Source organism: Pseudomonas trutticola BRTCR10 (assembly GCF_056155105.1).
Genome location: NZ_CM149552.1, coordinates 5,132,919 through 5,146,958 on the forward strand (window position 1 = coordinate 5,132,919; position 14,040 = coordinate 5,146,958).

Genomic DNA, 14,040 nt, shown 5'->3' on the forward strand with positions numbered 1-14,040 from the left:
CACTTGCATAAGCCCTTTGGCGATAAAAACCGCGACAAAGCATACAAAACGGTCTTGCGCACCTGTCAGATCTGACAGGTTACGCGCCGCCCGGTTCTTGATAGCGTCAGTCCACCCCCGATCACTGCGTGCGCAACGGACAGGACCATGGCCGATCAAGACCTGAGCATCACTACGCCTTCCATCGCCAAAAGCTCATCGATTGCTACCATCGGCAAGAGTTGGGGCGCCGTCGGCCCGACGGGTGCTGCGTCGTTCGAGCTGCCGATTCCCCTGTCCGCCGGGCGTGGCTGGGATCCGCAATTGTCGCTGACCTACAGCAGCCAGACCGGCAACGGCCCGTTTGGTATCGGCTGGAATCTCGGCCTGGGGCAGATCAGCCGGCGCACCAACAAAGGCGTGCCACGCTACACCGAACACGATGAAATCATCGGCGCCGACGGTGAGGAGTGGATGCCCGAACTTGAGGCTGATGGTTCGCTCAAGTCGCGCCTCGAAACCCATTACGGCGGCGAGGACATCGGCTCACACCGCGTGGTGCGTTACTGGCCCCGGGTGGAAAGCGATTTTGCCCTGCGCGAGCTATGGCAACCGACGAAGGATCAGCCGCCCTTCTGGCTGATCCACGGCGCCGACGGCTCGTTGCATCTGTATGGCAAGACGCCTGACTCACGTCGTGCCGATCCGGGTGATCAAACCAGGATCAGCAGCTGGCTGCTTTGCGAAAGCATGAATACCCACGGTGAGCACATCTGTTTCGCTTACAAAGCCGATGACCAGGACTCCGACCCGATTCACGACTACCGTGCCCAACGCTATCTGGAGCGGGTGTGTTACGGCAACTTCACCGCCAGCAAGGATTTGTACGCCTGGACAGTGGAACAGCCTGCGCAGCTGAACTGGCATTTCCAGCTGATCTTCGACTACGGCCAACGCAGCGCATCGTTGACGGAAGTCCCGGTGTATGACGGCGACACCTTGCTGCCCTGGCCAGTTCGCCCGGATCCTTTTTCGACGTTTGGCCAGGGCTTTGCAGTCGGCACGCGCAGGCTTTGTCGGCAAGTGCTGATGTTTCACCATTTCCCGGTGAGCCTGCGTGGCAAACCGGTGCTGGTACGACGCCTGTTGCTGGAGTACCGAAATCCACAAAGCGCAACTCAATGGACCCAGAGCCAGATCAGCGCCGCCCACTATCAGGCCTTCGATGCCAGCGGCGCCGTGGAACATACCCCGCCGGTGGAGTTCGACTACTCCGCGTTCGAGATCAATAAAACCCCGACACGCCTGTTCGCCATGGACACACAGCCAGGCATCGAAGACGGTGGGTTCTACCAGTGCGTCGACCTCTACGGTGAGGGCGTTCCAGGTTTTCTCTGTCGCTATGACCAATGCTGGTACTACCGCGAGCCGCTGCGTGGCGACGCCGGCGGTGATGAGATCGGTTATGGGCCGTGGACAGCGCTGGAGAGGATTCCGGTTGCCGATCGCAGCCGGCCGGTGCAGCAACTGCTCACCGACCTGACCGGTGATGGCCGCCTCGACTGGATCACCGCGCAACCGGGCGCCAGCGGTTTTCGTACGCTGAATGCGCAACGCGAGTTCGCCGATTTCGTGCTGTTCAATGCATTCCCGCTGGAGTTCTTCAATACCCTGGCGCAACTGGGCGACCTCAGCGGTGACGGGCTCAGCTCCATCGCCCTGATCGGCCCGCACGCGGTGCGTCTGTACGCCAACCAGCGCGAGCAAGGGTTCGCCCGCGCCGAACACGTGCCGCATACCCCGGTCCACGACCGCTTGCCGTTATTCAGCAATTCGCCCACCGAGCTGGTGCTGCTTGGCCATCTGCTGGGCAGCGACATGCCCGAACTGTGCCGCATCCGCCATGACGGAATCACCTGCTGGCCGAACCTGGGTCACGGCCGGTTTGGCGAAGGCCGCAAGATCAGCTCCCTGCCCTTCGCCTACGAGCAGTTCGATTCGGCACGGGTACGCCTTGCCGACCTCGACGGCTCCGGTGCACCCGCCTTGATCTATCTGAAGTCGGATGTGTTCGAGATCTATCTGAATCGCGGTGGCAACGGCCTGGAGCAGATCCCGGTCATCGTGCCCTGGCCCGCAGGCGTGCGTTACGACCGCTTCAGCCAGGTGAGTTTCGCCGACCTGCAAGGTCTGGGCTGCGCCAGCCTGATCCTGACGGTGCCGCACATCAATCCAGAGCATTGGCGCTACGATTTTGTCGCGGCCAAGCCTTATCTGCTGACCGCCAGCAATAACAACATGGGTTGCAGTACCAGCGTGGTCTACCGCAGCTCGGCTCAGGAATGGCTGGATGAAAAACAACGATTCCTCAAGCTGAAACGTCTGCCGGTTTCCCACCTGCCGTTCCCAGTGGCAGTGGTCAAAAAACAACAGCAACTGGATGAGATCACTGGCAACTGTCTGACCCAGGCGTTTACCTGGCGCGAAGCTTTTTACGACAGCAAGGAGCGCGAGTTCCGCGGCTTCGGCCGGTTGCAGCAAACCGATAGCGAAAGCGCCACGGCGGATGACGACGTCGGCTTCAGCGCACCGGTGCGGGTGTGCACCTGGTTCCACACCGGGCAAGCGCTGGATCGCCAGCGTGACGGCTATTTCAATGCAGACCCGCATGCCGTGCCGCTGGGCAAAACATTGTTCAGCCGCTACCACGCCGGTGACGAAATAGATGAACCGATCGCCCCCCATGACGCCGACAGTGAGTACCAGATCGCCCGGGCGCTGGTTGGCTCAATCACGCGCATAGAAACTTATGCCGATGCGGACATGGACTTGCCGGGCATGGCTACACCCTATGCCGTGGAAGAACGGCGCTATCTGGTGCGTGAAGTCCGATCTCAAGATCACTCTGCGGCCGCCGTGTTGCTGCCGTTGGTGCTGGAGAAAATCAGCTACCAGTACGACCGTTTCATTGACGATCCGCTGTGTCGCCACGACGTCAATCTGCGCTGGAACGACCACGGCCTGTCGACTCATGCATTGGCAGTCAGCTACGCGCGCAGGCTGACTGAACGTGATCAACCGCCGTTCAGCGACCCGGATGAACAACAGTGGTGGCGCGACGCCCATGACGAGGCGCAACAATCGTTCTACCTGAGCGAAACCCGTGCGCAATACATCAACCTGACCAGCAATCTCCAGCAATGGCGTCTGGGCTTGCCGTGGCAACAGCGCGGCAATGCGCTGGTGTTGCCAAAAGGCACCCTGCCTGAAGGATTGTCCCCGGTTGAAGTGAGTTTCGAGCAACTCGCGCTGCATCAGGATTCGCCGCACTGGAACACTCAGCGGGTGCTGACGACGCAGTCGGTGCAGCGTTATCTAAGCTCCGACGGTTTGCCGCTGGACGACGGTGACGCCGAATTCGAAGCACTGGCGGGGCCGCTGGAACTGGCGCAACTTGACAAGACGGCGCTAGACGCTTACGACGTTCTGCCGCCGCCCTTCAATATCCGAGATGAACTGAAAAATATCGGTTACACGCCGATGCGGTTGCAGTTCGAGACCGAGCCGGACGATGCCGAAGAAAATCTGTGGTCATCCACCTTCGGTTTCGCCGATTACGCCGATATCGAAGGTTTTCATCAGGTGCGCAGCTACCGCGAAACCCCCAGCCATGGGCTCACCACCGCCGAATACGATGATTACCGACTGGCGATCACCCAGGTCGTGTTGCCGAATGGCTGCACCACCCGGGTCACCTACGACTATCACGCACTGCAACCGCTGACGATCACCGATGCCAACGACAATATCGAGGAGGCGATCTACGAACCTTCCGGCCAGCCGCTGACGACCAGTTTCCACGGCACTGAATACGGCAAGGCTGCGGGTTTCGAAACGTTGAGCAACTACGTGCGTCCGGAGGATCATCGCCCCGATCCAGCGATAGAAAAGCCACACGATGCCGTGCAAAAAGCTGCCAGTACGCTGCGCAAGGACTTGTTCAGCTGGATGGGAATGAGCCCGACCGACAGCCCTGCCGCCGGCGAATGGCTCGCCAGCGGTGACATCCTGCCCAGCGGCTACATTCGTGCCAGCGCCCGCCGACGACTCACTGGGCTCGCCCCACTGACGGCGGCAGAACAGGCATTGCACGAGGTGATCGTCACGACCCGTCGCGAACCGGTGCACACCGTTGTCCTCAGCGCCGACCGTTACCCCGATGACCCCGTGAAGGCGCAGATCCAGATCACCAAGGCCTGCGTCGACGGTTTTGGTCGAGCGCTGCAAAACCAGCAGTTGGCCGACCCGGGCCTGGCCTATGCGGTGGACGCTGACGGCTCGTTGATTGTCGAGGACGGTCAGTTCGTTGAAGTCCATGCCGATCCGCGCTGGCGCATCAGCGAGCGCATCGAATACAACAACAAAGGCCTGGCGGTGCGTCAGTTCCGACCGTTTTTTGCCAACGCCCACGGTTATATCAATGACCAGTCGCTGCACACGCTGGGTCACTACGATCAACTGTTCTACGACCCGCTGGGGCGTGCGGTCAAACTGCTCAACGCCAAGGGTGACTTTTCCCGTGAGACGTATCATCCGTGGTATCACGCCAGCGAAGACTTCAACGACACCGCTGAAGCGGTGCCGTCACAACGGAGATCACGGCGTTGACCGCCACCGTGCATTCGCGCACGCCCTCACTCGCGGTGAGTGATGGCCGGGGCCTGCCGATTCGTCAGGTCGGCTATTTGCGCAGTGTCGCGGGCGCAGAGGTAACGGCCCTGATCAGCCGTCAGTGCCACGACGTGAATGGGCGGTTGGTGGAGCAATGGGATCCGCGTTTGCCCGCGCCCAATCTCTCAACGGTTTACGGTCTGGCCGGCGAGGCACTGAAAGTCGCCAGTGTCGACGCCGGCTGGCGCCTCAGCCTGCCGGGGCTGGCCGCTGAGCCGCTGCAGCGCTGGGACGAACGCGGCGGTCATTGGCGTTCGACCTTCGATGATCAGTTGCGCGTGGTGGCGGTCGAGGGCCGTGATGCAACCGATGTCGATAGCTTCATTTACGCCGATGCCAGCGCCGATGCCGGACTCAATCTTCGCGGCCAATTACTGGAGCAGAAGGATCCGTCCGGCGCGTTACGCCTGAATGGCTATGCCTTGTCCGGCCAGCCGTTGAGCGAAACCCGTTCATTTCTCGATGGCGAAGCTTTCACCAGTCGGCGCGTGTTCAATCCGTTGGGGGCGGTGCTGGAACAGATCGATGCGGGCGACCATCGCCAGCAGTCGAACTATGGCTTGGCCGGGCAGCTCAGGCAGGTGCAACTGCTGGTCAATGGCAAGACCAAAAGCGAAGAGGTATTGCTCGACGCGCAGTACAACGCCGAGGGGAAGATCATCGAACAACTGGCGGGCAACGGGGTGCGCAGCCGCTGGACTTACGATCCGGCCAATGGTCGCTTGCGCAGCCAGTCCAGCCACAAAGACGCCAAGGCTCTGCAAGACTTCGAATACTTTTATGACCCGGCCGGCAACATTACCCGTATCGAAGACCACGCCTTCCAGCCAATCTGGTTTGCCAACCAACTCGTCGACGGCCACCGCGACTTCAGCTACGACTCGCTGTACCGGCTGATCAGCGCCAGCGGTTACGACGACGGGCCGCTCTCGGACATTCCGGGGCTACCGCAGCCCACCGATCCGAACAACCGCCTCAACTACACCCAGACCTACACCTACGACGCCGGTGGCAACCTGACCGAACTGGTGCATGTGCGAGCCGGCGCCAGCTACACCCGCCAGATGCGCATTGACCCGACCAGCAACCGTGGCGTGCGCTGGCAACCGGGCGACGCCGAACCTGTCTTCGACAAACTGTTCGACCGCCACGGCAACCTGCTGGCTGTGCAACCCGGTCAGCCCCTGCAATGGAACGCCCGCGACGAACTGCAAAACGTGACGCTGATCCACCGCGAAGGGGGTCAGGATGATGCCGAGCATTACCATTACAGCCAGGGTCAACGGGTGTTCAAACGCCATGAAACCTTCAGCGGCGGCGCCGGACATTTTGCTCAGGTGCGCTACCTGCCGGGTCTGGAAATCCGCAGCAAGGACAACGGCGAAGAACTGCACGTCATCAGCGTCGGCAATGCGCGCTGCCTGCATTGGGCAAAAGCGCCTCCCGCCGACATCGACAACAATCAACTGCGCTACAGCCTCGAGGATCATTTGGGATCCTGTTCGATGGAACTGGATCACAACGCGCAAACGATCAGCGAAGAAGGCTATTACCCGTTCGGTGCCACGGCGTGGATGGCTGCCGCGATCGAGGTCAGCTATAAGTTCGTGCGTTATTCTGGCAAGGAAATGGACGTCAGCGGTCTTTACTACTATGGCGCGCGCTATTACGCACCGTGGCTGCAACGCTGGGTAAGTGCTGACCCGGCAGGGGATGTGGACGGGCTGAATCTGTATGGGTTTGTCGGGAATAATCCGCTGAGGTATGTCGATATCAATGGAGAGGACAGAACGCCCGCGGAACTGAAGGCGGATATTGAGTTTTCGATCAAGTTCCTGAGCGGCGTCAATTCGAAGATGGATATCCTTGAACAGCAAATAGATAACCTGTCGAGTCCGGCTCGCTTTCGCTCAATGATAGGGATGAAATTTATTGATCTGGCCGTCAAAACAGGTCTCAACTTTGTCGCGACAACAATTGGATTTGACAAGTTTCATGACTTTGCGGGGGGCGACCCGTTTAATCCGGGAGAACTAAAGGGCCTGACCATAGGCAACATTGTGGGTGACGAAATATCAGCTCGCATCGACAAAGTGGCATCCAATGTCAAAGCTTTGAATGCAAGCATTATTCCGCATAAGTCCGATATTTCCGCTGAAGCGATCCAGCAACAGATAACCGCTCCCGGGAGCTCTCCTCTAGATATATTCGCAAACCCACAGGCGTTTGGTCCGAGTCAGTTCATTGAAGCGGCCAAGTACATTGTCCCTACTGTACTGGGGTCCCAGCTCTATGGTGTTGGAGAGCTGATGGAACTTGCCAAGGTCGCAGAAGATGGCAGCAGGGCAGAAGAGGGATTGTTTCCTCAAGAAATAAACGCCCATATCGACGAGCTCGCGAAGTTGCATGAGGTCACGACCAAAGTAGCCAACCGCGGACTTGCAGCTTTCAATGAACTTGGTTTGAAAGAATATTACAGCTCGAACTTAAATTACTTTGTCGACCTGTTCCGCGGCACGGTTGGCCACCAACAAGCCGGCTCAGTCAAGTATCAAAACCTGGAAGCGCTGACAGAGCGAGCGCTGTACACCATTAGCGACAGGCAGGCCATGTACAAGAGTTACGCCAGACAAGTGGCAAGGAAGTAGATGAGCATGGTTGAAAGCATTCAGACAATCGTGAACGGGTGCCTGCGCCTGACCTCCGTGGCCTGACCGAACAGAGCGCCGGGCCACGCCCGCCCATGCTATCGTGCCCGCCCGAACTGCCACCGTTAACCCAGCATGCTGCCGACTTCCCGTACCTTGCGTCTGTCGTTGTATACCCTGCTGATCATCGCCGGTGCGGCTGTGGCCGCCACGCTTGCCATTCGCCACGCCGAACGTCAGGCGCTGGAAGAAGACGCGGCCCGCGCCAACCAGCAACTGGCGCTCTATGCCAATTCGTTGCACACCCTGATCGACCGCTATCGCGCCCTCCCCGCCGTGCTGGCGCTGGACCCGCAATTGCGTTCGGCGCTGACAGGTCCGGTCGACGCCGAACAACAGAACGCACTCAATCTGAAACTGGAAAAAATCAACGGCGCGGCGCAGTCCTCGACCCTTGAACTGCTCGATCACAGCGGCCTTGCGGTGGCCGCGAGCAACTGGCGTCTGCCGAGCAGTTATGTCGGCCACAATTATGGTTTTCGCCCGTATTTCAGCCAGACCCGCACCCAGGGCACCGGGCGTTTTTACGCGGTGGGTGTGACCAGCGGGATTCCCGGCTACTTCCTCTCTAGTGCGGTGCTGGGCGACAACGAGCAGTTCCTCGGGGCAATGGTGGTCAAGCTGGAATTCCCCGAGCTGGAACGCGAATGGAGCCAGGGCAACGACACCCTGCTGGTCAGCGATGCGCGCGGCATCATCTTCATTGCCAACCAGCCCGGCTGGCGTTATCGCGCCTTGCGGCCGCTGACCGCCAGCGACATGGCCGAGATCAAAGCCACCCGCCAGTACGACAAACAGTCGCTGGTGCAACTGACTCATTTGTCCCTGCGCAGCTTCGACGACAACAGTGATCTGCGCCGCGTCGAAGGCCCGCAAGGTACGGCGGATTATCTGTGGGAGTCGCTGCCACTGACGGCCGAAGGCTGGACGCTGCATCTGTTGCGCCGTCCGCAAGTGGCCTTCGAAGACCTGCGTAACGCCGGGCTCGCGGCTGCCGGCGTGTGGCTGGCGCTGGTGTTTCTGCTGCTGTTTCTCAATCAGCGCTGGCGCCTGTCGAAAGTCCGCCAGCGCAACCGCGAAGAACTGGAGCGGCTGGTCGAGGAACGCACCCGCGATCTGCGCACCGCGCAGGATGGCCTGGTGCAGTCGGCGAAACTCGCCGCCCTCGGGCAGATGTCCGCCGCCCTCGCCCATGAAATCAACCAACCGCTGACGGCTCAACGCATGCAACTGGCGACGCTGCGGCTGCTGCTCGAGCATGGCCGCGTCGATGATGCCTACAAGGCGCTGAAACCGGTGGACGATATGCTCACGCGCATGGCCGCCCTCACCGGCCACCTGAAAACCTTCGCCCGCAAGAGCCCCGGCGGTTTGCGCGAACGCCTGGATCTGGCGACAGTGGTTGATCAATCTCTGCACTTGCTCGACGCGCGCCTGCATGACGAACAGGTCAGTCTGGTGCTGCACCTGACCCGTCCGGCGTGGGTGCGCGGCGATGCAATCCGCCTGGAACAGGTGCTGATCAACCTGCTGCGCAACGCCCTCGATGCCATGCAGGGCACACCGTGCAAACGTCTGGAAATCCGTCTGGAAGCCGACGAGCAACTGTGGCGCCTGAGTGTCAGCGACAATGGCGGCGGCATCCCCGACGAACATCTGGGCCAGGTGTTCGATCCGTTCTTCACCACCAAGCCTGTGGGCGATGGCCTGGGGCTGGGGCTGGCGGTTTCGTTCGCTATCGTGCATGAATCAGGCGGACGTCTGAGTGTGGAAAATGGCGCGAGCGGCGCGGTGTTCACCCTGACCTTGCCGATCGATCTGGAGGCGCATATCTGATGCTCAACTCGGTGATGGTGGTCGATGACGAAAGCAGCATTCGCAATGCGGTCGAGCAATGGCTGAGCCTCTCGGGTTTCGAGGTGCAGCTGTTCAGCCGTGCCGAAGAATGCCTTGCCGCCCTGCCCGCGCACTTTGCCGGGGTGATCCTCAGCGACGTGCGCATGCCCGGCCTCAGTGGTCTGCAACTGCTGGCCGAAGTGCAGCGCCGCGACGCCGACTTGCCGGTAATTCTGCTCACCGGTCACGGCGATGTGCCGATGGCGGTCGAAGCCATGCGCGACGGCGCCTACGACTTTCTGGAAAAACCGTTCAGCCCGCAAACCCTGCTCGGCAGCTTGCGCCGGGCCCTGGAAAAACGCCGGCTGGTCCTGGAAAACCGCGCCCTGCACGAGCAGGCCGACAACCGCGCGAAACTCGATGCGACGCTGCTCGGCGTGTCCCGTGGCATGCAGACCTTGCGCCGGCAGGTGCTGGATCTGGCGGCGTTGCCGGTCAACGTGCTGATCCGTGGCGAAACCGGCAGCGGCAAGGAACTGGTTGCCCGTTGCCTGCATGATTTCGGGTCACGGGCGGACAAGCCGTTCGTGGCGCTGAACTGCGCGGCGATTCCTGAACAATTGTTTGAAGCCGAGCTGTTCGGCCATGAGAGCGGCGCGTTTACCGGCGCCTCCGGCAAGCGCATCGGCAAACTGGAATACGCCGATGGCGGCACGCTGTTTCTCGATGAAATCGAAAGCATGCCGTTGGCCCAGCAAGTAAAACTGTTGCGAGTGTTGCAGGAGCAGAAACTCGAACGCCTGGGCTCGAACCAGAGCATTCGCGTTGACTTGCGCATCGTCGCCGCGACCAAACCCGATCTGCTCGACGAAGCGCGGGCCGGGCGTTTTCGCGAAGATCTGGCGTATCGTTTGAACGTTGCCGAACTGCGGCTGCCACCGTTGCGGGATCGCCGGGAAGACATTCCGTTGTTGTTCGAGTCGTTTGCCCAGAGTGCGGCGCAGCGTCTGGGGCGTAATTTTCCACCGTTGACGGGCGGCCAGTTGAGCCACCTGCTCAGCCACGACTGGCCGGGCAATGTGCGCGAACTGGCGAACGTTGCCGAACGCCAGGTGCTGGGGCTTGATGAGCCGGCGCCGGGGATTGATCCGGGCCAGTCTTTGGCGGCGCAGCAGGAAGCGTTTGAAGCGCAGTGTTTGCGCGCGGCACTGACCCGGCACAAGGGCGATGTGAAAGCGGTGCTTGAAGAGTTGCAACTGCCGCGCCGGACCTTCAATGAAAAGATGCAGCGGCATGGGTTGAGTCGGGAGATGTTTTTGCTTGAGTGAGACTTGAGATGTTTCCTGTGGCTGAAAACCAGCCCCTCACCCCAGCCCTCTCCCAATGGGAGAGGGGGAAGGGAGCCGATCTTCAAGCTTTTCAAACCTGAGTTCGCCTCGCAAATTCAGGTCGATGCACCTCGAACAAACCACTCGATCAGTCCCCTCTCCCTCAGGGAGAGGGTTAGGGTGAGGGGCTTTTGACTGTAGTTGCCATAAGCGGAATTCCGCTCACCCCGACACCAGCATCGGCATAAATCCGCTCACCGAATTCCGTCCCCCCCTCTAGACCGCCCCTCTCCCCGTTGGCACACCTCCTGCTATAGCCCCAGCAGGCTGCGTTCCCACGCGCTCCACAAAAACAATTAAACGAAGGATCCTTCAATGGATAACTCCAACGCCCTGCCACTTGGGTCGGCTGCCGTGCCGGCCAAAGAAAGAACCACCGCCAGCCGGATCAAATCGATCTTCAGCGGTTCCGTCGGCAACATGGTCGAGTGGTACGACTGGTATGTGTATGCCGCCTTCTCGCTGTACTTCGCCAAGACATTCTTCCCCGCCGGCTCCTCCACCGCGCAACTGATGAACACCGCTGCGATCTTCGCCGTGGGCTTCCTGATGCGTCCGATCGGTGGCTGGCTGATGGGGCTGTACGCGGACAAGGTCGGTCGCAAGAAAGCCTTGATGGCCTCGGTCTATCTGATGTGCTTCGGCTCGCTGCTGATCGCCCTCAGCCCGAACTACGAGACCATCGGCATCGGCGCGCCGATCCTGCTGGTGTTCGCCCGTCTGCTGCAAGGCCTGTCAGTCGGTGGCGAGTACGGCACCTCGGCCACCTATCTCTCGGAGATGGCGACCAAGGAACGTCGCGGCTTCTTCTCCAGCTTCCAGTACGTGACCCTGATCTCCGGTCAGCTCATCGCGCTGGGCGTACTGATCGTGCTGCAGAACGTGCTGACCACTGAACAGCTGTATGCATGGGGCTGGCGCATCCCGTTCGCCATCGGCGCACTGTGCGCAGTGGTGGCGCTGTACCTGCGTCGCGGCATGGAAGAAACCGAGTCGTTCACCAAGAAAGAAAAGTCCAAGGAAAGCGCCATGCGCACCTTGATGCGCCATCCGAAAGAGCTGTTGACCGTGGTCGGCCTGACCATGGGCGGCACCCTGGCGTTCTACACTTACACCACTTACATGCAGAAGTACCTGGTGAACACCGTTGGCATGAGCATCTCCGACTCGACCACCATTTCTGCCGCCACGCTGTTTCTGTTCATGTGCCTGCAACCGATCATCGGCGGCCTGTCGGACAAGATCGGTCGTCGTCCGATCCTGATCGCTTTCGGCGTGCTGGGGACGATTTTCACCGTGCCGATCCTGATGACCCTGCACACCATCCAGACCTGGTGGGGCGCGTTCTTCCTGATCATGGCGGCGCTGATCATTGTCAGCGGCTACACCTCGATCAACGCGGTGGTGAAGGCCGAACTGTTCCCGACTGAAATCCGTGCACTGGGCGTCGGCCTGCCGTATGCACTGACCGTGTCGATCTTCGGCGGTACTGCCGAATACATCGCGCTGTGGTTCAAGAGCATTGGCATGGAAACCGGTTATTACTGGTACGTGACGGCGTGTATTGCCGTGTCGCTGCTGGTGTACGTGACCATGAAGGACACCCAGAAACATTCGCGGATCGTCACTGACTGATCGGGTGTTCACAGCCACTGCAACGGTGGCTGTTCTGGCCCCATCGCTGGCAAGCCAGCTCCCACAGGTTTCTCGGGCGGTCACAAATTTTGTGATCAGCACAACACCCTGTGGGAGCTGGCTTGCCAGCGATCGAGGCAACTCGGTATCAGGTCATTTCGGCAGCCTGCTGCTTGCCATAGCGCTTCTGCGCATACGATGCACCCACAATCATCACCAGCAGAATCCCCGCCAGCACCGCCGACGAACCGATGGTGCCGAAGTCCAGCCCGCCCTTCTCATGGGGCTTGGTCATCAAGTCCCCCAGGGTCGCACCGAACGGCCGGGTCAACACGAACGCCACCCAGAACAACACCACTGTGGAAATCTTCGTGAAGTACTTGAGCAGCACGACCACCGCGATGGTCGAGCCGATCAGCAAAGCACCACCGGCAAACCCCAGCCCCGAATCATCGGCCAGGTAATCGCCGAGCGCTGTACCGAGGGTGTTAGAGAATAGAATCGCCATCCAGTAAAACATCTCGCCGCGAAAGCTCTGCACCTTGCTGACGTTGAGCGAATCACCGCTCAGGCGCCACGCCGTAAAGATCGCCAGCAGAATTGCAATCAGGATCATCGAGCCCGTTGCATACCCTAGCTCCAGCGTGCGGTCCATGAAATCAGACATCGTGGTGCCGGCGGTGCTGGTGGACAAAATCACGATCCAGTACAGCAGCGGCTTGTAGGTCTTGGCCATCAATTGGCTGATCAGCGTCAGGACGAACACGCTGATCAGAATCAGCGAGCTGATGGCATAGCCGACGTTGAGCGTCATCGACAGCAAATCCCCCGCAGTTTCCCCCAGGGTCGTCGCGCAGATTTTCATGACCCAGAAGGCCAAGGTGATTTGAGGAAGTTTATTCATCGCAGGGAACGCTCCAGTGTGTGACGGCCGGTTCTTGGTTTTCTGGCCGTGGGCAGACTGGCGTTGCGCGCGTGAAAAAGCGGTCGGGAATCTATGAAAAATCTGTCACACAACGAAAACAGCGATTAATCAGCGTTTAATGCTCAGCTTTCATCCTGTGCTCACCTGATCGATTACCTGCGCGACGTTCGCTCCTGATGATGGAAGCCTTTCAATGCGTCGCTCTTAATATCTATTTAATCGATGGTTTTTAGCATTATTTTGCGCTTTTTAATCAAAATAGTTGGCGTAGCATGAACCCCATGCAAGACACACCCGCCAACGAATCTGGAGTAACGAATATGAAAACCAAACTGATCCTCGCGCTGACCCTGTCTGTACTGGCTGCCAACACTTTTGCTGCCGACGGTTTCGACCGCACGGGCTCCGCGGTGGCTGCCGATGGCTATGATCGCACTCAATCGGCCACGGTCGCCGAAGACGGCTTCGACCGTACCGGCTCGGCCACCTTCGCTGAGGACGGTTATGACCGTACCGGCTCGGCCACTTTCGCAGCTGACGGTTACGACCGCACCCAATCCGCTGCCATCAGCTGATTGCAGTTGTAAAGCGCACAGCCCGGCTTCGGCCGGGCTTAGTCATTTCTGGGGGAATGATATTTTTTAGCTCAGCACAAAGACCTGTGGGAGCTGGCTTGCCAGCGATGGCGATCTGTCAGTCGACATTTACATCGGCTGAAAAAATGCCATCGCTGGCAAGCCAGCTCCCACAGGGTTTTGATTGGATGGAATATCAGTGCCTGACTGGAAATTGTTTGATCGTGCTTGCACTATTGGCCACCTGATCCAGCCATCTCCAA

Annotated in this window: 7 protein-coding genes; 6 read left to right on the plus strand and 1 reads right to left on the minus strand. The window is 59.7% G+C overall.

Annotation, left to right across the window (positions count from 1 at the left end; translation table 11 throughout):
* Positions 1-147 precede the first annotated feature (147 nt).
* From ACVVH8_RS23320 to ACVVH8_RS23340, 5 genes are all read left to right on the plus strand, one after another.
* A complete protein-coding gene (locus ACVVH8_RS23320) occupies positions 148-4,647 on the plus strand; it encodes a SpvB/TcaC N-terminal domain-containing protein (RefSeq protein ID WP_475226587.1) in 4,500 nt (1,499 codons plus the stop codon).
* A complete protein-coding gene (locus ACVVH8_RS23325; RefSeq protein WP_475226591.1) occupies positions 4,644-7,358 on the plus strand; it encodes an RHS repeat domain-containing protein in 2,715 nt (904 codons plus the stop codon). Before ACVVH8_RS23320 ends, ACVVH8_RS23325 begins: the two co-directional genes overlap by 4 nt.
* Positions 7,359-7,493: 135 nt before the next feature.
* A complete protein-coding gene (locus ACVVH8_RS23330) occupies positions 7,494-9,254 on the plus strand; it encodes an ATP-binding protein (RefSeq protein WP_103306417.1) in 1,761 nt (586 codons plus the stop codon).
* The gene (locus ACVVH8_RS23335) at positions 9,254-10,582 is read left to right on the plus strand and encodes a sigma-54-dependent transcriptional regulator (RefSeq protein ID WP_475226593.1); all 1,329 of its coding nucleotides are present in this window, start codon (positions 9,254-9,256) and stop codon (positions 10,580-10,582) included. The genes ACVVH8_RS23330 and ACVVH8_RS23335 overlap by 1 nt, the downstream gene beginning before the upstream one ends.
* A 375-nt stretch (positions 10,583-10,957) precedes the next feature.
* Positions 10,958-12,277, plus strand: coding sequence for an MFS transporter (locus ACVVH8_RS23340; protein ID WP_103306415.1), 1,320 nt, complete (start codon positions 10,958-10,960; stop codon positions 12,275-12,277).
* 148 nt (positions 12,278-12,425) lie between these two features.
* On the opposite strand, the gene ACVVH8_RS23345 is transcribed toward ACVVH8_RS23340, so the two are convergent.
* A complete protein-coding gene (locus ACVVH8_RS23345) occupies positions 12,426-13,181 on the minus strand; it encodes a COG4705 family protein (RefSeq protein ID WP_475226595.1) in 756 nt (251 codons plus the stop codon).
* A gap of 341 nt (positions 13,182-13,522) precedes the next feature.
* Between ACVVH8_RS23345 and ACVVH8_RS23350 the strand changes: the two genes are divergently transcribed.
* The gene (locus tag ACVVH8_RS23350; RefSeq protein WP_103306413.1) at positions 13,523-13,777 is read left to right on the plus strand and encodes a hypothetical protein; all 255 of its coding nucleotides are present in this window, start codon (positions 13,523-13,525) and stop codon (positions 13,775-13,777) included.
* Positions 13,778-14,040 lie beyond the last annotated feature (263 nt).